The sequence below is a fragment of the Streptomyces sp. NPDC032126 genome (assembly GCF_055580085.1).
This window is the reverse complement of the sequence record NZ_JBVIMA010000001.1, coordinates 483162-505505: the sequence shown is the minus strand read 5'-3', so window position 1 is coordinate 505505 and position 22344 is coordinate 483162. Positions and strand designations below refer to the sequence as shown.

The following is a 22344-nucleotide window of genomic DNA, read 5'->3' as shown; positions in this document are numbered from 1 at the left end:
CGCTCATCCGGCCGGCCACGGCAGCCAGGCGCTGATCTCGAACCCCCCGTCGGCCGTGGGGCCGTGGTCGAGCCGCCCGCCGGTCAGCGTGGCCCGCTCGGTCAGACCGATCAGGCCCTGCCCGGAGCCGGGGACGTGCGGGACGTCGCCCTCGGGCGGGGGGTTGCGCACGGTGAGGGCGAGCCCCTCCCCCGGCGCGCCCGTCACGGTCACCGCGACCTCGGTGCCGGGCGCGTGCTTGCGGGCGTTGGTGAGGCCCTCCTGGGCGATGCGGTACGCGGTGCGGCCGACGGAGGCGGGGACGGCGGCCGGGTCGGTCACGCGCTGGTCGAGGGTGACCTTCATGCCGGCCTCCCGGGACTCGGCGACCAGCGCGTCCAGGGCGGCCAGCGTGGGCTGCGGTCGGCCCGCGTCGTCGGGCTCGCCCGCGCGCAGCACGCCGATGATCTCCCGCAGGTCCTGGAGGGCCTCGTGGGCGCTCTCGCGGATGACACCGGCGGCGCGCGCGACCTCCTCCCGGGGCGCGTCGGGCCGGAACTCCAGGGCGCCCGCGTGCACGCTGAGCAGGGTGAGCCGGTGGGCGAGCACATCGTGCATCTCCCGGGCGATGGCCTCGCGGGCGAGCCGCTGCGCCTGCTCGGCCCGCAGCCGCGCCTCCGTCTCGGCGCGCCGGGCCCGATCGCGCAGGCTCACCATGAGCTGCCGTTTGGACCGTACGAACATGCCCCAGCCGATGATGCCGAGGGTGAGCAGCTCGCTGAAGACGACCGCGCCCGCGTACGGCAGGTCGGGGTCGGGACGCAGCCAGAAGAACAGCGGGAGCAGCGCGAGGGAGGCGCCGCCGATCCAGGCCACGTACCGGAAGGGCCGGTGGACCGTGAGCGTGAAGAGTGCGACCAGGCCGGCGCCGCCCGCCGTGTTCGACAGGAGCCCGACGGGGACCATCGCGACGGCGAGTCCGACCGGCCACCGCCGGCGCAGCCACACCGCGGCGCAGGCGAGCGCGCCGAGCAGCTGGTCGAGGGCGGCGAGGGCGTCCGGGAGGTGCTGTTCGTCGCGGACGGACCGTGCGCCGGCCAGCCCGAGGCCGACGGCCAGCAGGAAGCAGGTGAAGTCGACGATCCAGTCGCGCGCGGTGCGCTTGGGCCGCCCGGACCGGGCGGCGTCGGGATCGACCTCGTGGAGCACGGCGGACGGGAACAGCCACCTGCGCCCTGCTCCCACCACGGCCGGTGTCGCGTCGTCGTTGCTCACGGTCGACAAATCTATGCAGTGCCGGCGCTCGCGACCTCCCTGTGCGGGCGATCGCCGACCAAAGTCGCGGCGAAGAAGACTTTCGGCGCACCGACGCGGCCGGGCGGGCGACTTCCGTCGGACACGCCCTCGCCCCGCGGCCGATGTGGGCGGCGGGTCCGCGGGGCGAGGCTGTCACACATGAGGCAACTGCTGGAACTGCTCGGTTTCTTCGCTCTGGTGCAGGGGGTGCTGGGCCTGGTGCACGAGTTCACCGACTGGCACATCGGTTTCGTGCAGCGGCTCGGCTTCCTCGACGGCCATGAGATCTACGCGAGCGTGGCGCTGGTCGTGCTGGCGTTCGCGTTGTTCGCCGCCGCGGAGAGCCGGGGGTCCGGCTGAGCGCGGGCCGGGCCCCGGCCTTTCGCGCCGTTCCTGGGGCCGGGTCGTGGGGGTGACCCGGCGGTCCTGGTCGGGACGGCTCGGCAGCCGTGGTGGGGGGTGGCTCAGCAGCCGTAGTCGATCAGGTCGAAGGTGGCGTAGTGGTTGCCCGTGTAGTAGTCCTCCTGGGACGCCTGGCCGGTCACGATGCGGCGGGCGCCGCGCGTTGAGCTGCCGGGCGTGATGACGGTGTACTCGTGGTAGTAGCCCGTCGAGTGCCGGGGCAGGACGCCCTCGCGGTTCTGGAAGACGGACCCGTCCTGCGAGTACGGGAAGGGGCCGCCCTGCTCGATGAGCTCCAGGGTGTCGTACGCCTGGGAGGGCAGGTCGCCGTAACAGATGCTGCCGACCGCGGCGGCCGCCGGAGTGGCGGTGACGGCACCGCCGACGAGCAGGGCGGACAGAACGGCGGCCGTGGCGCCGAGGGAAGCGATTCGTGGGGGGAATCTCATGCCCTCATGATGACGCGCGTAGACGCTGACATGTCAATGACAACCCCGAAGAATTTCCCGTGACGTCGGTTGAGTTTTCAGGGAGTTAACCTCCGGCTAGGCGCCCTCCGGCAATTCGTACGAACCGTACTCCGGACGGCCCGCGCGGTCGTACGACTGCAGGGACACGCCCGCCGGGGTGATCCGCCCGCCGGTGTGCCGGAAGGCCGTGGGCAGGGTGCCCTCGGTGAACAGGCGGCGGCCCGAACCGAGCACCACCGGGAAGGTCAGCAGGTGGAGCGTGTCGAGGAGTTCGAGGTCGATCAGGGACCGCAGCAGGGCGCCGCTGCCGTGGACCTGGAGCTCGCCGTCGGTGCGCTCCTTCAGGGCCGTGACCTCCTTGGCGAGGTCGCCGCCGATGACGCTGGTGTGCGCCCAGGACGGGTCGGTCAGGGTGGAGGAGGCGACGTACTTCGGCAGGGCGTTCAGCCGGGAGGCGATCGGGTCGGCGGGGTCGGTCACCTTCGGCCGATAGCCGGAGAAGATGTCGTACGTGCGGCGGCCGAGGAGGAACGCGCCGGCGCGGTCGAAGACCTCGACGACGAACCGGCCGAAGTCGTCGTCGCCGTAGGTGAAGCTCCAGCCGCCGTGCTCGAAGCCGCCGCGGGTGTCCTCCTGGGGGCCGCCGGGCGCCTGGTAGACGCCGTCGAGGGTGACGAAGATGGTGGAGACCAGCTTGCCCATGTCGGGTGCCTTCTTTCGGATGCGGGGTCTGTCGTCATCAGCTCAGACCCCACCGGCGCCCGCAACTCATCGGTGGCCCGCCCCGGCCGCCCGGCGGTCACCCGTGGGCGTGGAGAAGACCGCCCGGCGGTCACCCCGCGTGCGTGGAGAACAGGCCGCCCGTCGGGCCCTGCTTGTCGCCGCCCTGGGCCTTCCTCAGGGCGTTGGCCAGGCTCTCGATGGTGAGGGACTGCAGGATGACCCGGCCGCTGCCCTCCAGGGTGGCCAGGGAGAGGCCCTCGCCGCCGAACACGGCGTTCATCAGACCCTGCCGGTTGAGGCCGCCGACCCGCTGGACGCCGTACTGGATGCCCTCCTCGAAGGCCACCACGCAGCCGGTGTCGACCTCGATGCGGCCGCCGAAGTCGGCCGGGTCGAGGTCGATGAAGTTGCCCGCGCCGGCGATGATCACCGTGCCGTGGCCGGTGAACTTCTCCAGGACGAAGCCCTCGCCGCCGCTTCTGCCGGTGCGGCCGCCCTGGAAGGCGATGCCGAAGTCCACGCTGGACTCGGCGGCGACGAAGGCGTCCTTCTCCGCGAACCACGCGCGGCTGCCGTCCAGCTCCAGGGCGCGCATCTCCCCGGGCAGCACGCCCGCGAAGCCGACGGTGCCCTCGCCGCCCTGCGCGGTGAAGTACTGGAACGCCAGGGACTCGCCGGCGAGCGCGCGCTGGCCGACCTGCATGGCGGTGCCCATGGCCTGACGGAGCATGCCGCCCATGCCGCCCGTGCCGCCGCCGTTGCCCTGCGGCCGGCCTCCGTCGCCGCCTCCCGGGCCGGACAGGCGGGTCTCCATGGTCACGTTCGTCGTCTTGAACAGGAACTTGCCCGCCTCGCAGTACACGGTCTGGCCGGGGCGCAGGCTGACGACCGCCATCTGCATGGCGTTGCCGACGATCTCTTGCTGAAGGGTCACGGGAGGAGAACGCGGGAGGCGGAGGGAAGAGTTCCGGGTTCGGGAAGCCGGGTTTCCGGGTTGCGGGGGTGCGAGTTCGATGTCTGCTCGCCGCCAGCACGCGTGTGTGTGCGCCGCTGAGATGGAGGCATGACAACGACTTACGGAACTCTGCACGGCAAGGTCGCCCTCGTCACCGGTGGCAGCCGGGGCATCGGGGCGGCGACGGTGCTGCGGCTCGCGCGTGAGGGCGCGGATGTGGCGCTGACGTATGCGAACGGCAAGCAGGCGGCCGAGGACGTCGTACGGCGTGTCGAGACGCTGGGGCGGCGCGCGGTCGCCCTGCGGGCGGACTCGGCGGAGCCGGAGGAGGCGGCTGGGGCCGTGGCGGGTGCGGCGGAGGCGCTCGGCGGCCGCCTGGACGTGCTGGTGAACAACGTGGGGGTGGGGGTGCTGGGGCCGCTGGAAGGGATGTCGCTCGCCGCCGTGGACCGGGTGCTGGCCGTGAATGTGCGCGGGGTGTTCCTGGCCTCGCAGGCGGCGGCACCGGTGATGGTGGCCGGTGGGCGGATCATCACGATCGGCACGTGCATGACCCAGCGGGTGCCCGGGCCGGGCGGCACGCTCTACGCGATGAGCAAGTCGGCGCTGGTCGGGCTGACGAAGGCGCTGGCCAGGGAGTTGGGCGGGCGGGGGATCACGGCGAACATCGTGCATCCCGGGCCGACGGACACCGACATGAACCCCGCGGACGGGCCGTACGCCGAGGCGCAGGCCGGGATGACCGCGCTGGGGAGGTTCGGCACGGCCGAGGAGGTCGCGTCGATGGTGAGCTGGCTGGCGGGGCCGGACGCGGGCTACGTCACCGGGGCGGAGTTCTCGGTGGACGGGGGGCACGCGGCGTAGCCCGCCGATTTCCCACCGGCCCCAGGGACGCAGCCCCCTGGGGCCTCAGCCGCCCAGTTCCTGGTATCTGGCCGACAGAGCGCCCGCCCCCTCCTGCGTCAGCGCCCCGTGCAGCCGCAGCCGCGAGATCCCTCCGTCCGGGTAGATGTCCACGCGCGCGTGGGTCCCGACGGCCGGCGTCGGCAGGACGAAGCGGTGGTTGGTGTCCGGCTGGAGGCGGGTGCGCGGCAGGATCTCCCGCCACTCGCCGTCCTCGCCGTCCCGCACCGACACCGCCGCCCAGCCCGCGCTGTTGCCCTTCAGATACGCCGTGTCGATCTCCACCGCCCTGATCTCCGCCTGCGCGGCCAGCCGGTAGCGGATCCAGTCGCTGCCCCGGTCGCGGCGCCGCCGCGTCTCCCAGCCGTCGTCCATCTTGCGGGAGCGCCCCGGCTGGATGGTGTTGGTCGCCGGGGAGTAGAAGAGGTTCGACGCGTCCTCGACCTGTCCGCCGTTCTCCAGCGCGACCACGTCGAAGGTGCCCAGCACCGCCAGCCACTCGGGATCCGGCACCACCTCGCCGTACACCCGCAGCCGCGCGATACCGCCGTCCGGGTGCTGGTTCACCCGCAGATGCGTGAAGCGCTGCTCCACGGACACGGCGAAACCGTTCGCGGCGTGCCCGCCGACCGGCGTGCGCGGAACCAGGGTCGTCCACTTCACGTCGTCGCCGAGCAGGTCCTCCGGCGACGGCGAGCCCGGCACCGAGGTGCCCTCGATCGACACGGCCTGCGGGTAGTTGCCGCGGAAGTGGGCCGTGTCGACGACGATCCCGCGGATCACGCCCGGCGCGCCGAGGCGGACCAGCGCCCAGTCGTGGTCCTCGGCCGTCGGCCACGGGTGCTCGGCCGAGGCACCCCGGCGCCGCCGTGTCTCCCAGCCGTCCATGATCTTGCCCTTGTGCCCGAAGTGCTCGGGGTCGAACTCGGCCCGCTCCGGCACCAGCAGGTTCTCGCGCTGGGCGAAGAACTCGTCGTTGGCGGCGATGACACCGGCGCCGAGCCGCCGGTCGGCGAGGTCGGCGTACTGGGTGAAGGGGAAGTCGGCGGTGCGGTAGTCCGCGTACGGGTCGCCGCCTCCATAGGGGTTCGCGTCGCCGGTGAAGCTGGGTATCGCCGTCACAGTGATCAGTTCTGCCTTTCCAAGCTCGGTGGGGTGGGATTCAGTCGGTCCGGGTGAGGAGGCGTCCCTTCGGTTCGGTGAACTCGCCGTCGGCGACGATGCGTTCGCCGCGCAGCCAGGTCGACTTCACGACGCCGTACAGGGTCCTGCCCGCGTAGGCGGTCACCCGGTTGCGGTGCTGGAGCGCGGCCGGGTCCACGGTGAACGTCTCGTCGGGCGCGAGGACCGCGAAGTCGGCGTCGCGGCCGGCCTCGATGGCGCCCTTGCGGGCCTGGAGGCCCACGAGTTCGGCCGTGCGCGTCGACATCCAGCGGACCACGTCCTCCAGGCCGTGGCCGCGCCCGCGGGCCTCGGTCCACACGGCCGCGAGGCTCAGCTGGAGGCCGGAGATGCCGCCCCAGGCGGTGGCGAAGTCGTCCGTCTTGAGGTCGGCCGTGGACGGCGAGTGGTCGGTGACCACGCAGTCGATGGTGCCGTCCGCGAGCGCCTGCCACAGCAGGTCCTGGTTGGCGGCCTCACGGATGGGCGGACAGCACTTGAACTCGCTGGCGCCGTCGGGGACTTGTTCGGCGGTCAGGGTGAGGTAGTGCGGGCAGGTCTCGACGGTGATCCGGACGCCCTCGGCCTTCGCGGCGGCGATCATCGGCAGCGCGTCACTGGACGACAGATGGAGGACGTGCACGCGCGCGTCCAACCGCCGGGCCTGGGCGATCAGTTGGGAGATGGCCGTGTCCTCCGCGTCGCGGGGGCGGCTGGCCAGGAAGTCGGCGTACTTCGGGCCACCCTGCTGCGGGGCAGCCGCCAGATGGTCCGGGTCCTCCGCGTGCACGATCAGCAGCCCGCCGAAGCCGGCGATCTCGGCCAGGGAGCGGGCGAGCCCCTCCTGGTCGAGGTGCGGGAACTCGTCGACGCCGGACGGCGAGAGGAACGCCTTGAAACCGAAGACGCCGGCGTCGTGCAGCGGGCGCAGGTCCTTGACGTTGTCGGGCAGGGCGCCGCCCCAGAAGCCGACGTCGATGTGCGCCTTGTCGGCGGCGACGGCCCGCTTGGCGCGCAGGTGGTCGACGGTCGTGGTCGGCGGCAGGGAGTTGAGCGGCATGTCGACGAGGGTGGTGATGCCGCCGGCGGCCGCCGCGCGCGTGGCGGTCCAGAAGCCCTCCCACTCGGTGCGGCCGGGGTCGTTGACGTGCACATGGGTGTCGACCAGGCCGGGCAGCAGGACGTCGTCGCCGAAGTCCTCCAGGCGGGCTCCGGCGGGCACGTCGGCGTCGTACGGCAGCACGGCCGTGATCGTGCCGCCGGAGACCGCGACCGACGCGGCCCGCGTCCCCTCGGGGGTGATGACTCGCGTCGACCGCAGCACCAGTTCTACGTCGGACACCCGGGCCCCTCTCTCCGCCGCCGCTCCGCTCCCGGCCAGGTCCGGGGCACGGGATTTACATCCACGTAACGGAATTCAACGTTCTGTTGAAGGAGTCTTCACTCCCGCCCCCTAGCCGTCAAGGGCACACTTCTCCACAGTGCACCCGGCGGCCCACACTCTGGACGTTTCCACAAAGCGGAATTAGAATTCCGTGAGACAGAACGTAGCTACGCACCAACGGGGAGTCAACCGACCGCCGGGTAGGCTGCTGCCCTTCACGCCAGTCCGAAAGGAACGCGCCGTGCCGACGTCCAGCGCCAGCACCACCGACTCCGCCAGGTCCGCCGGCGGAGGCGTCCAGTCCCTAGAGCGCGCCTTCGACCTGCTGGAGCGGATGGCCGACGCGGGCGGCGAGGTCGGCCTGAGCGAGCTGTCCGCCAGCAGCGGGCTGCCGCTGCCCACCATCCACCGGCTGATGCGCACCCTGGTGGCCTGCGGATACGTACGCCAGCAGCCCAACCGGCGGTACGCCCTCGGGCCGCGCCTGATCCGCCTCGGCGAGTCCGCCTCCCGGCTGCTCGGCACCTGGGCCCGCCCCTACCTCGCCCGCCTCGTCGAGGAGACCGGCGAGACGGCCAACATGGCGCTGCTCGACGGCGACGAGATCGTCTACGTCGCCCAGGTGCCGTCCAAGCACTCGATGCGGATGTTCACCGAGGTCGGCCGGCGGGTGCTGCCGCACTCCACGGGCGTGGGCAAGGCCCTGCTGGCGAACGTCCCGGACGACGAGGTCCGCGCGCTGCTCTCCCGCACCGGCATGCCCGCCGCGACGGACAGGACGATCACCACGCCGGAGGATTTCCTGGCCGCCCTTCACGAGGTGCGCCGGGACGGCTACGCGGTCGACGACAACGAGCAGGAGATGGGGGTGCGCTGCCTCGCGGTGTCGGTGCCCAACTCCCCCACCGCCGCCGCCATTTCGATCTCGGGTCCGGCCGGCCGGGTCACGGAGGCGGCGACGGACAAGATCGTGCCGGTGCTGCAGCAGGTGGCGGTGGAGCTGTCGGAGGCACTCGCAAGCTCGGGACCGGCGGCCTAGCCTGGAAACCGGGGGGACCGGCAGTCCGGCAGCGGAGCGAGGTGTCCACCATGCTGCAGGAGAACAAGCACTGGTCCTCGGGGAAGTGGCAGGTCAAGGAGGGAAACGCCGACGAGTTCATCGATCGCTGGCGGGACTTCCTGACCTGGACCAAGGAGGCGAACGAGGGGTTCCTCGGGGCTCGCCTGGTCCGCGACGTCCGCGACCCGAACTCCTTCGTGTCCTTCGCCAGTTGGCAGGACCTCGACGCGATGCGCGCCTGGCAGGGCTCCCCCGGGTTCAAGGAGCGCTTCGACGCGGCCTACGTGCTGTGCGAGGACATGCAGAGCAGCGGCTACGAACTGGTCGTCGAGATCTGAGCGGGCCCCGAAAGGCGATTCAGCGGCGCGGTGGCTCCCCGAACAGATCCACCGCGTCGCGTACCTCCGACAAGCCCCTGGCCAGCGCACTCACGGACCCGATCGCCCCGGCGATCAGCAGTAACGACCGTCGCAGCCGAGGGATTTCGGGTGCGCCGTCCATCGTCATCGCGGCCAGAGCGGCCAGTTCGTCCTCGGCGATGGCCCGGTCGGGGAACTCCCCAGGGAGCGCGGCGAGTTCGCGGCGCAGCCGGGACACCGCGGTCCGCAGTCCCGCCACCCTCGGATCCTCGTCGCTGCCGGTCACTGCCCTCTGCCCCAAGCTCCGCAACACAGCTCTCCCCCCTCGCACCCTCGCGTGCGCGAGTCCGCCCTGCCCCGCCTCGCCGCCCCGTGGCGGCGGTCGGGCGCCAGGGGACGCCGGTCAGTAAACGCCTTCTGCCCGCGCCGCGCCACAGCCGGGACGGAAATTCAGCCGCGCGTGCGCGGCGGGCGGCCCCGCTCTCGGGTATGCAGGGAAGACACCCACGCCTCGGCAAGGACGGCCCATGACACACCTGAAGGACGACGTCGCCGGACTGCTGCTCGCCGCCGGTGGCGGGCGCCGGCTCGGCGGGCGCCCCAAGGCACTGCTCGAACACCGGGGTCGGCCCCTGGTGGAGCACGCGGTCGGCGTTCTGCGCGCCGCCGGGTGCGCCCGCGTCCACGTGGTCCTCGGGGCCCGGGCCTCGGACGTACGCGAGCGGGCGGAGCTGCCCGGCTGCGTCCTGGTGGACAACCCGCACTGGAAGCGGGGCATGGGCTCCTCGCTGCGCGCCGGACTGGACTCGCTGTCCGGGACGGGAGCGGGGGCCGTCCTGGTCACCCTGGTGGACCAGCCCGGCATCGGGCCGGAGGCGGTGGCGCGGGTGCTCGCCGCCCACCACGGCCCGTGGTCGCTGGTCTCGGCCGCCTACGACGGGGTGCGCGGGCATCCCGTGCTGTTCGGCGCCGCCCACTGGGCGCCGATCGCCGCGAGCGCGAGCGGCGACCAGGGCGCCCGCGCCTACCTCAAGGCGCACGAGCAGGAGATCGCGCTCGTCGAGTGCGGGGACGTGGCCCGGCCGTACGACATCGACACCGAAGCGGACCTGGGACACCTTGAGTGAGGGGCGTGGCACCGAGAGCCACCTTGCCTCGACCCGGAGAATCTCGACATCAACAAACCATTGAAGTTCCACAATGAGGAAACTACTATCCACTGATCAGAAGCATCCGTCCGCACAGCGGGTGCGAAACGCCCCATTCGTACGCCTCGGCACCCGGTGCCACCGCTGAAGGAAGTGACAGCTCATGTCCGCACCAGCGCCGTCCCCGCTGGCCATCGTCGACGCCGAGCCCCTGCCCCGGCAGGAAGAGGTCCTCACCGACGCGGCGCTCGCCTTCGTGGCGGAGCTGCACCGGCGGTTCACGCCACGCCGTGACGAGCTCCTCGCCCGCCGGGCGGAGCGGCGCGCCGAGATCGCCCGCACCTCCACGCTCGACTTCCTGCCGGAGACCGCCGCGATCCGCGCGGACGACTCCTGGCGGGTCGCCCCCTCCCCCGCGGCCCTGGAGGACCGGCGTGTCGAGATCACCGGCCCCACCGACCGCAAGATGACCATCAACGCCCTCAACTCGGGCGCCCGGGTGTGGCTCGCGGACTTCGAGGACGCCTCGGCGCCCACCTGGGAGAACGTGGTCACCGGTCAGATCAATCTGATCGACGCGTACACCCGGACCATCGACTTCACCGACCCGGCGAGCGGCAAGTCGTACGCCCTGCGCCCGAACGAGGAGCTCGCCACCGTCGTCATGCGGCCGCGCGGCTGGCATCTGGACGAGCGCCACCTGGTCGACGCCGACGGCACCCCGGTCCCCGGCGCCCTCGTCGACTTCGGCCTGTACTTCTTCCACAACGCCCAGCGCCTGCTCGACCTCGGCAAGGGCCCGTACTTCTACCTCCCGAAGACCGAGTCGCACCTCGAAGCCCGCCTGTGGAACGACGTGTTCGTCTTCGCGCAGGACCACGTCGGCATCCCGCAGGGCACCGTGCGCGCCACCGTCCTGATCGAGACGATCACGGCCGCCTACGAGATGGAGGAGATCCTCTACGAACTGCGCGACCACGCCTCGGGGTTGAACGCGGGCCGCTGGGACTACCTGTTCTCCATCGTCAAGAACTTCCGTGACGGCGGCGCCAAGTTCGTCCTCCCGGATCGCAACGCCGTGACGATGACGGCCCCGTTCATGCGCGCGTACACCGAACTCCTCGTCCGCACCTGCCACAAGCGCGGCGCGCACGCCATCGGCGGCATGGCGGCGTTCATCCCGTCCCGCCGGGACGCCGAGGTCAACAAGGTGGCCTTCGAGAAGGTCCGCGCCGACAAGGACCGTGAGGCGGCCGACGGTTTCGACGGCTCCTGGGTCGCCCACCCCGACCTGGTCCCCATCGCCATGGAGTCCTTCAACAAGGTCCTCGGCGACAGGCCGAACCAGAAGGACCGGCTGCGCGAGGACGTCCACGTCGAGGCCGCCGACCTGATCGCCATCGACTCGCTGGACGCCAAGCCGACGTACAACGGACTGGTCAACGCCGTCCAGGTCGGCATCCGTTACATCGAGGCATGGCTGCGCGGCCTCGGCGCCGTCGCCATCTTCAACCTCATGGAGGACGCGGCCACCGCCGAGATCTCCCGCTCGCAGATCTGGCAGTGGATCAACGCCGGCGTCGAGTTCGAGAACGGCGAGAAGGCCACCCCGGAGCTGGCCCGCAAGGTCGCCGCCGAGGAACTGGCCGCCATCCGCGACGAGATCGGCGAGGAGGGCTTCGCGGCCGGCCACTGGCAGCAGGCCCACGACCTGCTGCTGAAGGTCGCCCTCGACGAGGACTACGCGGACTTCCTCACCCTGCCGGCGTACGAGCAGCTCGAAGGCTGAGACACCGTCACCCGTCCGAGTGGCCCAGGGACTTCCCGGGGCCACTCGGTCGCGTACGGCCCGCCTCACCGTCGCCGACGGCACCGGGAGCGGCGCCCGGTCCGGCCCGGGCCGCTCAGCCGAGGTGCACCGACCAGTCCTGTTCCGCGGCCGGCTTGCCGTGCAGGTCGGGGACCCGCTTGAGCCAGTTCGGCCGTCCCTGCTCGGTGCGCGCCGCGCGCCGCGCCTCCTCGGCGGCCAGTTCCTCGCGGCTGGGGAAGTCCGTGGGCAGCCAGTCCGCGGACGCCCGCACGCGCGCGTGGAGGTACGCCACGTACGCCTCCCGCGCCTCGTCCGGGCCGGGGAAGTCGGCGAGCCAGGCGTCGGGCACCTCGGCGACGATCCGGCGCAGCAGTTCCTCGGTCACCCTGGGTGCCAGTTCCGCGTCGGCGGCGCGCACGTCGGGGCCGTAGTGGCCGAGGGCGTGGTGGCGGAAGTCGTACCGCTTCGCGGGGTCCGCCCCGTCCCAGCGGTGGTGGAAGACGAGGGCGGCGCCGTGGTCGATCAGCCACAGGCGCGGGGGCACGGTCCCGAAGGTGGGCCAGATCATCAGGTTGGAGCTGTGGACCGTGCGGTCGACGTTGACCGTCAGGGCGTCGAGCCAGACGATCCGGCCGGCCTCCAGCGGGTCCACCGGGAAGGTCTTGGCGACCTCCGGGGTGAAGTCCCGCGCGCCGGGCAGCCAGTCCATGCCGAGGTTGAGGCCGTGGCTGGCGGAGTGCAGGTCGCGCACCTCCTGGTGCGGCTCGCTGTCGGCGATCGCGGCGTCGAAATGCACCAGGACCAGCTCGGGGAAGCGCAGCCCGAGGGCGCGCGCCAGCTCCCCGACGATCACCTCGGCGACCAGCGCCTTGCGGCCCTGCGCGGATCCGGTGAACTTGACGACGTACGTCCCCAGGTCGTCGGCCTCCACGATCCCCGGGACGGAACCGCCGGACCGCAGCGGAGCGATGTAGCGCGTCGCGGTGACATCTCTCAGCATCGCCCGGGGCCCCGTGTCGTTCGGCTCACGTTTCCTCGTCAGCCTAACCGCCCGCCTGTTTGCGCCGGTAATGGGTTCTGCCCTTGGCGGAGTTCCCGCAGGTGGCCATGGAGCACCAGCGGCGGCGGCCGCCACGGGAGCTGTCGAGGAACAGCCAGCCGCAGCGCCGGCCGGGGCACACCCGGGTCCGTTCGCGCGGGAGCGACCGCAGCAGGTCGAGCGCCTGGAGGGCGAGTGCGTGGGTGACGTACTCGAGCCCCGAGGTGCCGACGTCGACCCCGATCCGCGGCGTCGCCCCGGAGACGGTGAGCCGCGCGTGGGCGACGGCCCGCTTCCACTCGCTCTCCACCCGCGCCACCGCCTCCGCCGGAACGGACGCTTCCCCCTCGACCGCCCCCGCCGGAGCTGGCGCGTCCCGCACGACCGCTCCAGCCGGAACGGACGCGTCCTGCCCGACCGCCCCCGACCGAACCGGCGCGTCCCGCTCGACCGCCCCCGCCGGAATCCGCGCGTCCTGGTGGATCAGCGCGGTGATCAGGTCGTGCAGCGCCTCGCGCAGCTCGCGCGTGCGGTCCAGGACCTCCTCCGCCCGGTGCGGCTCGGCCTCGGCCAGCCGCCGCGAGGCGGCGAGGTCGGCGGGGGCGAAGTGGCCGGTGAGGGCGGCCCACTCCAGCAGGCGTGGGTAGCCGTCGAGCCAGTCGACCGGCTCCGCGTCCCGCGCCGTGACCGTGTTGACCAGGTCGATGACGACATGCCCGCCGACCAGGTCATCGGGCCTGAAGCTGTGGGGCCGGACGGTTCCTGTCACGCGTGCCCGCCTTCCTTCGTCCTTGCCTCAGTCTATCCAACCGGTGTACTGATGTTATCCGGTTGGATTGGCTGCCCTCGCTGACAGGAGACGCCCATGGCTGAGGCCGTAGAGATCATCGCGGCCCCCTGGAACCTCGGCCTGCGGCCGCCCGCGCCGGGACGTGAACCCGGAACGTGGCGGGCCCCGCGAGCGCTGCTGTCGGCGGGGCTGGAGGCACGTCTGCGGCCGGCCCGGGTCGTCGAGCTCGACCGTCCGCCGTACGAGGCCGAGGCGCAGCCGGCGACCCGCGTCCGCAACGGAGTCACCCTCCGCGAACACACGCTGCGGCTCGGCGAGGCGGTCCGGAGCGCGCTCACCGCCTCCCGGTTCCCGCTCGTGCTGGGCGGCGACTGCAGCATCCTGCTGGGATGTCTGCTGGGCGCCCGGGGCGACGGGCGCAGCGGCCTGGTCCACCTCGACGGGCACAGCGACTTCAGGCACCCCGGCAACCACGACGCCGCGTCGTCCCTGGGCACGGCGGCCGGCATGGACCTGGCGCTGGCCACCGGCCGTGGCGAACTGCTGCTCACCCACTGGCCCGGGGTGGGCCGACCGCTGGTCGCCGACGACGACGTGGTCCAGATCGGCGACCGCGAGGACGAGGCGACGCCCCCGGTCACCCGGTTCACCGCCCAGGAGATCCAGCGGTCCGGCATCGGGGAGATCGGCGAGCGGGTCGTGCGCCGTCTGGAAGGGCGCGGGCTGGACCGCGTCTGGCTCCACGTCGACCTCGACGTGCTCGACGCGCACGTCCTGCCCGCGGTGGACTCCCCGGGCCGTCCCGGCCTGGACTTCGCCCAGCTCGCCGAGCTCGTCTCGACCCTGGTGGGCACCGGCAGGATCGTGGGGCTCGACGTCACCGTCTACGACCCGGACCGCGACCCCGACGGCGCGTACGCCGCCCCGATCGTCGACTGTCTCGCCACCGCCCTGGCCCCCCTCGCGACCGTGGAGGCGTCCGCGTGAAGACCCTGCTCGCCGACGGCCCCTGCGACCGGTACGCGACCGAGATGGAGCAGTTCGGACGGCTCGCCGGACAGTGGGCGACCCGCATCACCCACTACCCCGCCGACGGCTCACCGGCCCGTCACGTCGACGGCGCCTGGGAGTTCGGCTACGCCCTGGAGGGCAGGGCGGTCCTGGACGTCTGGCAGTGGCCCGGGCGCGCCGAACTCCCCGCCGAGGGCCGTGCCCCGGACCAGGAGTGCGGCCTGTGCGTACGCGTCTGGGACCCGCGCCTGCAGCTGTGGCGGTTCACCTTCCACGGCACCGCCCGCGGCGACCAGGTGCACATGTACGCCCGCCAGGTCGACGACGAGATCGTCATGGAACGGGCCACCGGCGGCGACCTCGTGCGCTGGACGTTCGCCGACATCACCGCCGACACCTTCCACTGGCGCAACGAGCGGTCGTCCGACGGCGGCCGCACCTGGCGGCTCGACCAGGAGGTCGCCGCCCGCCGCCTGGAGTGACGCCCGGGCCGGCCGCCGTCGGCTCACGCGCCGGCCAGCGGGTTCGGCAGGGGACGGTAGCGGGCGGCCGCGCCGTCCGCGCCCGTCCAGCGCAGCAGCAGGTTGGTCTTGGCGGGCAGGGTGGGCGCGGTGAGCAGGGCCGCGGCCTCGGGCAGGGCGTGCCGGGACAGCTCGCGGCGGACCGCGGGCCAGGGGTCCAGGCCGGGGTGGTGCTCGGCGAGGGCGCCGGCGACCTCGGTGAGGTGGTTGACGACCAGGCAGTACACCAGCCGCTCCCAGCCGGCCTCGCGGGTCACGTCCGGCAGCAGTTTGACGCCCTCGGCGTCCCGGAACAGGGCCCGCACGGGCGTACCCGAGGCGTCCACGGCGACCAGGGTGTTCTGCAGGTGTGCCTCCAGGACGACGCCGTGGTCGGCGAAGGCGGACAGCGCGGGCGGGACCACCGCGCGCAGGTACGCCTCCCACCAGGCGGCCGGGTCGGTCGCGTCGGGCAGGGGACTGCCCGCGAAGCCCTCCACCAGGCCGGCCGCGAGCAGCGGGGTCGCGCCGGGCGGGGTGGCGTCGCGCAGGCCGTCGCGGACCAGGACGGCGAGTTCCTCGAAGGCGAAACGGGCGGTGCGATAGCCGCGGTCGCTGAGCCAGGCCCCGGGGCCGGTCGCGAACGCCCGGGTGACCGCGGCGTCGGTGCGGCGCAGCTTCAGCAGGTCGTGGCGCCACAGCCGGCGGATGTCGTTGGTGATGCGCACATCGAGGCTGAACTTCAGGAAGAGGTCGCGCTCGGGGTCGTACACCGTGCGGATCGAGGCCGTCGGCCAGGTGTCGGAGCCGGTCGTCCCGAGCCGGATCAGACGGCCGTCGGCGAGGGCGTCGCCGAGGGGGACCAGGTCGAGCTGCCACGGGTGGGCGGGCAGCAGCCGGTAGCCGGGCGGGGCCTCGCCGAGCGCGTCGAGCGCGGAGGTGTCGCCCTCCTCGACGACCTGGTCCTCGCGCACCGCGAGCAGGACGAGGGGGAAACGGGCGTGCGCCTCCGGGGCGTACGGCAGCCAGCCGGCGACCGGGCCGCCGCCGCGCGCCTTGGGGGCGGGGTGGTGGGGGTGGCCGGTGACGAGGGACTGCTCCGAGCGCAGGTAGAGGTCGTCCGGCGGGGCGGTACGCGCGCGTGCGGCGAGGATCGCGGCGAGCGCGGCCCTGCTGTCGAGCATCTCGGCGGGCAGCTCGTGGTTGGACAGTCCGGTGTGGTGGCGCAGGACCTCGGCGGCGAGCTTCACCAGCTCGGCGTGGCCGAGGCGGTGCCAGGCGCCGCCCGCGAACACCTCCGGCGCGGCGGGCCGCCGGGTGCCGCGCACCCGCAGCAGACGCCCCCCGGGCAGCCGGTACACGCACCGCCCGCCGTCCCCCGCCAGGGGCCGCGCCACCTCCCGCAGCAGACAGTTGAGCAACGGCACAGCCGCATAACCATCGGCCCCCTCCCCGACCCTGCCACCCCACAGGGCCACGGGATCGACGGAGGCTCCGACGGCCTCTTCAGCACGGGCGGCGGGGCCGTCGACCGCGTCCTCGGCGCGCGGGGCGGGGGCGTCGGTCGTGTCGTCGGGCGGGGGGATGCGGTCCACGCGGTCCACTCGTTTTCTACGGTTCTGTCGGGCGGGGACGATCAGTATCGCTGGCGACCGCGCCCGCCGTGTCGTCGTACTCGTACCCGAGGAGCCCGCCCGTGCACCGTCACTCCACCGCCGAGGCCGAGGTGGCCGCCGAGCTGGCGGCCCTGCGCCCCACGCTCGGCCCCCGGTACACGGCCGAGCTGCCCGGTGCCCGCGCGGCCGTCCTGAGCCGTCTGTGGCGGGCGCTGGCGTACGAGCCGCTGCCGTGGATCGCCGGCCGCGAGGAGAGCCGCGAGGGACTCGCGCTGCGCCTCACCGACGGCCGCCGGCTGCGGGGCCCGCGCGCCGACCCGTACGCGACCTCCGCGTACGTCACCGCCGTCCACCTGGACGGTCGGTCCTACGACGATCCGGCGCACCTCGTGACGGACCTCGGGGTGCCGCACGGCGAGGGCCTGGCGGTCGAACTCGGGCACAGCGTCGCCTCGTTGGCGCTGTCGCGGGCCGGACAGCCCGAACACCCCACGCCCGGGTGGCCCGCGACCGACTGGGAGTGGGAGCAGCGGGTCGTCGACGGGCACCCCTTCCACCCCGGCTGCCGCTCCCGGCCCGGTTTCTCGGTGGCCGAACAGCTGGCGTACGGGCCGGAGCACCGGCCGGTGGTGCGGCTGGGCCTGCTGCCGGTGCCGGCGGCGGAGTGCCGGGTGTCGGGCACCTGGCCGGAGGAACTGCGGGACGGGGAGCGGCTGCTGATCCCCGTGCATCCGTGGCAGGCCGCCCACGTACTCAAGAGGAGCTGCGCGGAGGGCGTCGACGCGCATCCGCTGATGTCGCTGCGCACGCTGGCGCTGCCGGACGGCCCGCACGTCAAGACGGCGCTGAGCGCCCGGCTGACGTCCTCGGTGCGGGACATCAGCGTCGCGTCGGTCGTGGGCTCGGCGGCGCTGTCGGACTTCGCGGAAACCCTCGCCGCCCGTACGGACGGACTGCTGCACGTCACGCGCACGCTGGGCGCGGCCACCCCGGACTCCCCCGAACTGGCGGCGCTGCTGCGGGAGTCGCCGCGGGTGTACGCGCGGCCGGGCGAGCACGTCGTGCCGGTGGCCGCCCTCGCCACGACCGGACTGCCGCGCGACGCCGCCTGGTCGGCGGAGCTCGCCCGGCTCGCGCTGACCGTCGGTCTGCGGCTGCTGGAGCTGGGCGTGGCGCTGGAGGCGCACGGCCAGAACCTGCTGGTCGTCCTGTCCCCGACGGGGACCCCGCGGCGCCTGGTCTACCGCGACCTCGCCGACATCCGCGTCAGTCCGGCCCGGCTCGCCCGGCACGGTCTGACCGCCGCGGACCTGCCCGCGCGGATCGTCACGGACGACGAGCACGCCCTGCGGCGCAAGCTGTTCGGCTCCCTGGTGGGCGGCGCGCTCGCGGGTACGGCGGGCAGCGGTGCGGCGCTGCGGGCAGCGCTGGAGGGCGCCGTACGGGATCTGCCGCGTACCCCGGATCTGGCGGCGCTGTGCGAGCGTCCGCTGCCGGTGAAGGCGCTGACGCTGATGCGGCTGTCGCCCGGGGTGCCCGGCGACCGGTGGACCGAGCTGCCGAACCCCCTGGCAAGCGCTTCCTCCTGAGGGCGTCTCACGGAGTCCGCCGGGCCGGTTCCATGATCCTTCACGGCCCGTTTTGAAGCGGGGCACGTCTGATCAATAAGATCCGCCGATGATCAGAACACAACGGCTGGCGGCGGGCGTGTGCGCCCTGCTCGCCGCGCTCGCGGCCGGGATCGCGTTCCCGGCCGGGGCGGTCGCCGACGAGATGAGCGCCCGCGCGCCCAAGGTCGACCTGGTGCTCGACGTCAGCGGTTCGATGCGCACCAAGGACATCGACGGCGGTACGCGGATGGCCGCGGCCAAGCAGGCGTTCAACGAGGTGCTGGACGCGACCCCCGAGGAGGTCCAGCTCGGCATCCGCACCCTGGGGGCCAACTACCCGGGCGACGACCGCAAGACCGGCTGCAAGGACACCGCGCAGCTGTACAAGGTCGGCCCGCTGGACCGCACCGACGCCAAGGCGGCGGTGGCGACCCTGTCCCCGACCGGCTGGACGCCGATCGGCCCGGCGCTGCTCCAGGCGGCCGACGACCTCCAGGGCGGCGAGGGCTCCAAGCGCATCGTGCTGATCAGCGACGGCGAGGACACCTGCGCCCCGCTCGACCCGTGCGAGGTGGCCCGCGAGATCGCCGCCAAGGGCATCGGCCTGACCATCGACACCCTCGGCCTGGTGCCGAACACCAAGATGCGGGCGCAGCTCAGCTGCATCGCGGAGGCGACCGGCGGGACGTACACGTCGGTCGAGCACGCCGACGAACTCAGCGACAAGGTCAACCAGTTGGTGGACCGGGCGGCCGATCCGGTGGTGACGCCGGTCGCCACCCAGGGCGCGGCCTCGTGCGAGAAGGCGCCGACGCTGAAGTCGGGCCTGTACACGGACCGCGAGGAGTTCGGCCAGGAGCGCTGGTACCGGGTGGACGTCGAGCCCGGTCAGGAGCTGCGCGCGTCGGTGAGCGTGGCGGCGGACCGCGCGGTGAACCCGGACTACGCCGTCCTGCTGCGGGCCCTCACCACGCACGGCCGGGAGATCGTGCGCGGCGAGTCCGCGGGCAACGGCCGTACGGACGTGGTCTCGACCGGTCTGCGCTACCCGAAGGCGGACAGCGACGACGACGAGGCGCCGGCCGAGACGGTGTGCCTGCTGGTGACGAACTCCTTCTCGGCGGCCGCCGGGGTGAAGGCCACTCCGGGCATGCCGGTGGAGCTGACGGTGGACGTGGTCGACGGGCCGTCGCCGGCCGACGACGTGGCCTCCTTCGGCCTCGGCCGTGGCTGGTGGCTGCTCGGCGTGCTGGTGCTGGCCGGCTTCCTGGCGGGTCTGATCTGGGGCTGGCTGTCGCGCTGGCGTTTCGCGGTGTGGAGGACCAACTGATGCGGATCACACGTGCATTCAGCGCTGCGCTGCTGACGCTCGGGCTCGCGGCGGCACCCGCCGCCGCCGACTCGTCGCCGTCCGCGAGCCCTTCCGGGGACTCCTCCTCCGCGCCCACCTCGGCGGGCACGTCGTTCCGTACGGCGACCGAGATCGAGCAGGGGCAGTCGGCCACGGCGAGCGCCTCCACCGGTGACTACCTGTACTGGTCGTTCCCGGCGGACGCCGGTCAGCGGCCCACCGTGAAGGCGACGGTGAAGCTCCCCCAGGCGCACGCCGGGCAGACCTGGCAGCTCGACGTCTACGACGGCCTGCGGCGCCGTCAGGCCTGCCAGTACGGCGCCCAGACCCGCACGGCGGGGCAGGGCACGGCCTCGGTCGAACTGGCCTGTGTGCTGCGGACGGTGCGCGCCTGGTCGGAGGCGTGGGCGAACGACCCGCTGCCGGGCACGTACTACGTCCGGCTGACGGCCGTGAAGGTGTCGACGGCGGACCTCGGTCAGCCGGTCGACGCCGAGGTGCGGGCGGACTCCAAGGACATGGGCGGCGCGGCGGCGGTGGACGGCTGGCTGGCCGAGCCGCTGGTGCCGGGTGTCGCGATGAAGACGGACGAGAAGGGTGAGGACGACAAGGCCACGGCCGTGCTGTCCGACATCCGGCCCGACGGCGGCTGGTCGTCCGGCTGGTGGTCCGACCGGTGGGTGTGGACGGGCATCGGCGCCGTGCTGGCCGCGCTCGCCGGCATCGGCGGGTACACGCTGACGCGCGGCTCGGGCCGGCCGTCGCGGGTGCCGCCGAGCGCCTGACGTTCGATCAGAAGGGGCTCACCGCAAGGGCGGTGGGCCCCTTCGGCATGACGGGGCGTCACGCCTCCCGGAGGGCCTTGGCGAGCGTGCTCTCGCCGGTCACCTCGATGCGGCCGGCGCGGACCTCGGCGAGGACGGTGGACTCCCCGCGGCCGATCGCCGTACAGGTGTCGGTGTCCAGGACGAGCCGGGCGTCCGGCTCTCGGGGCGCGTCGCCGTCGCCGTAGACGGGCCCCTCCTGCGCGCCCGCGTACACATGGAAGCGACCCTCCTCCAGGCGGACCTCGACGAGTCCCTCGCCGGGCAGTCCGCGCAGCAGGGGCAGGGCGAACCAGTGGGCCCGTACGGCGTCCGTGGGCCGCCGCTCGCCCAGTTCGGCCTGACCCCACGCTCCCAAGGCCTGGAGTACGGGGAGCAACTCGCGTCCGCGCGCGGTGAGTTCGTAGACGTAGGCGGCGCCCGGCGGGGGCAGCCGGCGGCGGGTGGTCAGACCGTCCCGCTCCATGTCCTTCAGTCGCGAGGCGAGCACGTCCGTGCTCACGCCGGGCAGGTCGGCGTGCAGGTCCGTGTAGCGGCGCGGGCCGGCGAGCAGCTCCCGGACGATCAGCAGGGTCCAGCGGTCGCCGACGGCATCGAGGGCGCGTGCGGCGGAACAGTACTGGTCGTAGCTTCGGCGCGGTGACATGCGACGCAGTCTAGACATGTTGTTGGACTTTCCAAGCTGGTACTTGGTAAAACCAAGCAACACGAGTTCCCGGAGGGACGCATGGAGTTCCGGCAGTCGAACAAGCTCAGCGAGGTCTGTTACGAGATCCGCGGCCCGGTGATCGAGCACGCGAACGCGCTGGAGGAGGCGGGCCACAGCGTGCTGCGCCTGAACACCGGCAATCCGGCGCTGTTCGGCTTCGAGGCGCCGGAGGAGATCCTCCAGGACGTGATCCGGATGCTTCCCCAGGCGCACGGCTACACGGACTCGCGCGGCATCCTCTCGGCCCGCCGGGCGGTCGCCCAGCGCTACCAGATCCTGGGCCTGGAGGTCGACGTCGACGACGTCTTCCTCGGCAACGGCGTCTCCGAACTGGTGTCGATGGCCGTCCAGGCGCTGGTCGAGGACGGCGACGAGATCCTGATCCCGGCCCCGGACTTCCCGCTGTGGACGGCCGTGACGACCCTCGCGGGCGGCAAGGCGGTCCACTACCTGTGCGACGAGCAGGCGGAGTGGTACCCGGACCTCGCCGACATGGAGTCGAAGATCACCGACCGCACCAAGGCCGTGGTGATCATCAACCCGAACAACCCCACGGGCGCGGTCTATCCGAAGGAGATCGTCGAGGGCGTCCTCGACCTGGCCCGCCAGCACGGCCTGATGGTCTTCGCCGACGAGATCTACGACCAGATCCTCTACGACGACGCCGTGCACCACTCGGCCGCCGCGCTCGCCCCGGACCTGGTGGTCCTCACCTTCTGCGGCCTGTCCAAGACGTACCGGGTGGCGGGTTTCCGCTCGGGCTGGCTGGTGATCACCGGCCCGAAACAGCACGCCAAGGACTATCTGGAGGGCCTGACGATGCTGGCCTCCATGCGCCTGTGCCCCAACGCGCCCGCCCAGTACGCCATCCAGGCCGCGCTCGGCGGCCGCCAGTCCATCCGTGAACTGACCGCCCCCGGCGGGCGGTTGTACCAGCAGCGCGATGTCGCCTGGGAGAAGCTCAACGAGATCCCCGGGGTGACGTGTGTGAAGCCGAAGGGCTCGCTGTACGCGTTCCCGCGGCTCGACCCCAAGGTGTACCCGATCCACGACGACGAGAAGTTCGTCCTGGACCTGCTGCTGCGCGAGAAGATCCAGGTGGTGCAGGGCACCGGCTTCAACTGGCCGACGCCCGACCACTTCCGCATCCTCACGCTGCCCCACGCCGACGACCTGGAGGCGGCGATCGGGCGGATCGGGCGCTTCCTGAGCGGCTATCGGCAGTAGCGGGCGGCCCCGCGCGC

General features: G+C 72.8%; 23 protein-coding genes. 12 read left to right on the top strand and 11 right to left on the bottom strand.

Translation table 11 applies throughout. The annotated features are described in order from the left end of the window. Positions 1-3: 3 nt before the first annotated feature. Positions 4-1254 carry a sensor histidine kinase gene (locus ACZ5NW_RS02130; RefSeq protein WP_468741776.1) on the bottom strand — a complete coding sequence of 417 codons (1251 nt, stop codon included), beginning with the start codon at positions 1252-1254 and terminating at the stop codon, positions 4-6. A 180-nt stretch (positions 1255-1434) separates the two neighbouring features. Here ACZ5NW_RS02130 and ACZ5NW_RS02125 point away from each other — a divergent pair, with 180 nt between their 5' ends. Then, positions 1435-1635, top strand: a complete 201-nt coding sequence (locus ACZ5NW_RS02125; RefSeq protein ID WP_468741775.1) for a hypothetical protein — start codon at positions 1435-1437, stop codon at positions 1633-1635. Positions 1636-1739: 104 nt separating this feature from the next. Here ACZ5NW_RS02125 and ACZ5NW_RS02120 read toward each other — a convergent pair whose 3' ends face one another. From ACZ5NW_RS02120 to ACZ5NW_RS02110, 3 genes are all read right to left on the bottom strand, one after another. Further along, the gene (locus ACZ5NW_RS02120; RefSeq protein WP_468741774.1) at positions 1740-2126 is read right to left on the bottom strand and encodes a guanyl-specific ribonuclease; all 387 of its coding nucleotides are present in this window, start codon (positions 2124-2126) and stop codon (positions 1740-1742) included. A gap of 96 nt (positions 2127-2222) precedes the next feature. Beyond that, positions 2223-2849: a dihydrofolate reductase family protein gene (locus ACZ5NW_RS02115; RefSeq protein WP_468741773.1), complete on the bottom strand. Its 627-nt coding sequence runs from the start codon at positions 2847-2849 to the stop codon at positions 2223-2225. A gap of 130 nt (positions 2850-2979) precedes the next feature. Further along, positions 2980-3804 (bottom strand): AIM24 family protein, encoded by an 825-nt coding sequence (locus tag ACZ5NW_RS02110; protein ID WP_468741772.1) that lies wholly within the window; start codon positions 3802-3804, stop codon positions 2980-2982. A gap of 129 nt (positions 3805-3933) precedes the next feature. Between ACZ5NW_RS02110 and ACZ5NW_RS02105 the strand changes: the two genes are divergently transcribed. Continuing rightward, positions 3934-4689, top strand: coding sequence for an SDR family oxidoreductase (locus ACZ5NW_RS02105; RefSeq protein WP_468741771.1), 756 nt, complete (start codon positions 3934-3936; stop codon positions 4687-4689). 45 nt (positions 4690-4734) lie between these two features. On the opposite strand, the gene alc is transcribed toward ACZ5NW_RS02105, so the two are convergent. Both alc and allB read right to left on the bottom strand, forming a co-directional pair. Continuing rightward, complete coding sequence (alc, locus tag ACZ5NW_RS02100; protein WP_468741770.1) at positions 4735-5850, bottom strand: allantoicase; 1116 nt, start codon at positions 5848-5850, stop codon at positions 4735-4737. A 40-nt stretch (positions 5851-5890) separates the two neighbouring features. Further along, on the bottom strand, positions 5891-7231 hold the full coding sequence (gene allB, locus ACZ5NW_RS02095) for an allantoinase AllB (protein ID WP_468741769.1): 1341 nt from the start codon (positions 7229-7231) through the stop codon (positions 5891-5893). A 283-nt stretch (positions 7232-7514) separates the two neighbouring features. On the opposite strand from allB, the gene ACZ5NW_RS02090 reads away from it, so the two are divergent. Further along, positions 7515-8312 carry an IclR family transcriptional regulator gene (locus ACZ5NW_RS02090; RefSeq protein ID WP_468741768.1) on the top strand — a complete coding sequence of 266 codons (798 nt, stop codon included), beginning with the start codon at positions 7515-7517 and terminating at the stop codon, positions 8310-8312. Positions 8313-8362: 50 nt separating this feature from the next. Further along, positions 8363-8671, top strand: a complete 309-nt coding sequence (locus tag ACZ5NW_RS02085; RefSeq protein ID WP_468741767.1) for an antibiotic biosynthesis monooxygenase family protein — start codon at positions 8363-8365, stop codon at positions 8669-8671. Positions 8672-8690: 19 nt separating this feature from the next. Here the strand turns inward: ACZ5NW_RS02085 and ACZ5NW_RS02080 are convergent, their stop codons facing one another. Continuing rightward, entirely contained in the window at positions 8691-9005 is a 315-nt protein-coding gene (locus ACZ5NW_RS02080; protein ID WP_468741766.1) for a DUF5955 family protein, read from the bottom strand. A 214-nt stretch (positions 9006-9219) separates the two neighbouring features. On the opposite strand from ACZ5NW_RS02080, the gene ACZ5NW_RS02075 reads away from it, so the two are divergent. Beyond that, the gene (locus tag ACZ5NW_RS02075; protein ID WP_468741765.1) at positions 9220-9819 is read left to right on the top strand and encodes a nucleotidyltransferase family protein; all 600 of its coding nucleotides are present in this window, start codon (positions 9220-9222) and stop codon (positions 9817-9819) included. A 184-nt stretch (positions 9820-10003) separates the two neighbouring features. Further along, a complete protein-coding gene (aceB, locus tag ACZ5NW_RS02070) occupies positions 10004-11629 on the top strand; it encodes a malate synthase A (RefSeq protein ID WP_468741764.1) in 1626 nt (541 codons plus the stop codon). Positions 11630-11744: 115 nt separating this feature from the next. On the opposite strand, the gene ACZ5NW_RS02065 is transcribed toward aceB, so the two are convergent. Continuing rightward, complete coding sequence (locus ACZ5NW_RS02065) at positions 11745-12650, bottom strand: HipA family kinase (RefSeq protein ID WP_468741763.1); 906 nt, start codon at positions 12648-12650, stop codon at positions 11745-11747. 43 nt (positions 12651-12693) lie between these two features. Beyond that, positions 12694-13458: a CGNR zinc finger domain-containing protein gene (locus ACZ5NW_RS02060; RefSeq protein WP_468741762.1), complete on the bottom strand. Its 765-nt coding sequence runs from the start codon at positions 13456-13458 to the stop codon at positions 12694-12696. 96 nt (positions 13459-13554) lie between these two features. Here ACZ5NW_RS02060 and ACZ5NW_RS02055 point away from each other — a divergent pair, with 96 nt between their 5' ends. Both ACZ5NW_RS02055 and ACZ5NW_RS02050 read left to right on the top strand, forming a co-directional pair. Continuing rightward, on the top strand, positions 13555-14466 hold the full coding sequence (locus tag ACZ5NW_RS02055; RefSeq protein WP_468741761.1) for an arginase family protein: 912 nt from the start codon (positions 13555-13557) through the stop codon (positions 14464-14466). Continuing rightward, positions 14463-14972: a hypothetical protein gene (locus ACZ5NW_RS02050; protein ID WP_468741760.1), complete on the top strand. Its 510-nt coding sequence runs from the start codon at positions 14463-14465 to the stop codon at positions 14970-14972. The genes ACZ5NW_RS02055 and ACZ5NW_RS02050 overlap by 4 nt, the downstream gene beginning before the upstream one ends. A gap of 23 nt (positions 14973-14995) precedes the next feature. Here the strand turns inward: ACZ5NW_RS02050 and ACZ5NW_RS02045 are convergent, their stop codons facing one another. Then, positions 14996-16594: an IucA/IucC family protein gene (locus ACZ5NW_RS02045; protein ID WP_468741759.1), complete on the bottom strand. Its 1599-nt coding sequence runs from the start codon at positions 16592-16594 to the stop codon at positions 14996-14998. Positions 16595-16686: 92 nt separating this feature from the next. On the opposite strand from ACZ5NW_RS02045, the gene ACZ5NW_RS02040 reads away from it, so the two are divergent. The 3 genes from ACZ5NW_RS02040 (at position 16687) to ACZ5NW_RS02030 (ending at position 20352) form a co-directional block, all read left to right on the top strand. Beyond that, positions 16687-18195 carry an IucA/IucC family protein gene (locus tag ACZ5NW_RS02040; RefSeq protein WP_468741758.1) on the top strand — a complete coding sequence of 503 codons (1509 nt, stop codon included), beginning with the start codon at positions 16687-16689 and terminating at the stop codon, positions 18193-18195. A gap of 88 nt (positions 18196-18283) precedes the next feature. Further along, the gene (locus ACZ5NW_RS02035) at positions 18284-19546 is read left to right on the top strand and encodes a VWA domain-containing protein (protein ID WP_468741757.1); all 1263 of its coding nucleotides are present in this window, start codon (positions 18284-18286) and stop codon (positions 19544-19546) included. Further along, positions 19546-20352: a hypothetical protein gene (locus ACZ5NW_RS02030; RefSeq protein WP_468741756.1), complete on the top strand. Its 807-nt coding sequence runs from the start codon at positions 19546-19548 to the stop codon at positions 20350-20352. Before ACZ5NW_RS02035 ends, ACZ5NW_RS02030 begins: the two co-directional genes overlap by 1 nt. A gap of 58 nt (positions 20353-20410) precedes the next feature. Here the strand turns inward: ACZ5NW_RS02030 and ACZ5NW_RS02025 are convergent, their stop codons facing one another. Further along, complete coding sequence (locus ACZ5NW_RS02025; protein WP_468741755.1) at positions 20411-21037, bottom strand: winged helix-turn-helix transcriptional regulator; 627 nt, start codon at positions 21035-21037, stop codon at positions 20411-20413. Positions 21038-21118: 81 nt separating this feature from the next. Here ACZ5NW_RS02025 and ACZ5NW_RS02020 point away from each other — a divergent pair, with 81 nt between their 5' ends. After that, positions 21119-22327: a pyridoxal phosphate-dependent aminotransferase gene (locus tag ACZ5NW_RS02020; RefSeq protein ID WP_468741754.1), complete on the top strand. Its 1209-nt coding sequence runs from the start codon at positions 21119-21121 to the stop codon at positions 22325-22327. Positions 22328-22344: the final 17 nt, after the last annotated feature.

Coding starts and splice junctions, on each gene's coding strand:
- ACZ5NW_RS02055 (WP_468741761.1), top strand. CDS start 13,555: ATGGCTGAGGCCGTAGAGATCATCGCGGCCCCCTGGAACCTCGGCCTG.
- ACZ5NW_RS02030 (WP_468741756.1), top strand. CDS start 19,546: ATGCGGATCACACGTGCATTCAGCGCTGCGCTGCTGACGCTCGGGCTC.
- ACZ5NW_RS02035 (WP_468741757.1), top strand. CDS start 18,284: ATGATCAGAACACAACGGCTGGCGGCGGGCGTGTGCGCCCTGCTCGCC.
- aceB (WP_468741764.1), top strand. CDS start 10,004: ATGTCCGCACCAGCGCCGTCCCCGCTGGCCATCGTCGACGCCGAGCCC.
- ACZ5NW_RS02105 (WP_468741771.1), top strand. CDS start 3,934: ATGACAACGACTTACGGAACTCTGCACGGCAAGGTCGCCCTCGTCACC.
- ACZ5NW_RS02085 (WP_468741767.1), top strand. CDS start 8,363: ATGCTGCAGGAGAACAAGCACTGGTCCTCGGGGAAGTGGCAGGTCAAG.
- ACZ5NW_RS02075 (WP_468741765.1), top strand. CDS start 9,220: ATGACACACCTGAAGGACGACGTCGCCGGACTGCTGCTCGCCGCCGGT.
- ACZ5NW_RS02120 (WP_468741774.1), bottom strand. CDS start 2,126: ATGAGATTCCCCCCACGAATCGCTTCCCTCGGCGCCACGGCCGCCGTT.
- ACZ5NW_RS02125 (WP_468741775.1), top strand. CDS start 1,435: ATGAGGCAACTGCTGGAACTGCTCGGTTTCTTCGCTCTGGTGCAGGGG.
- ACZ5NW_RS02065 (WP_468741763.1), bottom strand. CDS start 12,650: ATGCTGAGAGATGTCACCGCGACGCGCTACATCGCTCCGCTGCGGTCC.
- ACZ5NW_RS02020 (WP_468741754.1), top strand. CDS start 21,119: ATGGAGTTCCGGCAGTCGAACAAGCTCAGCGAGGTCTGTTACGAGATC.
- ACZ5NW_RS02115 (WP_468741773.1), bottom strand. CDS start 2,849: ATGGGCAAGCTGGTCTCCACCATCTTCGTCACCCTCGACGGCGTCTAC.
- ACZ5NW_RS02025 (WP_468741755.1), bottom strand. CDS start 21,037: ATGTCACCGCGCCGAAGCTACGACCAGTACTGTTCCGCCGCACGCGCC.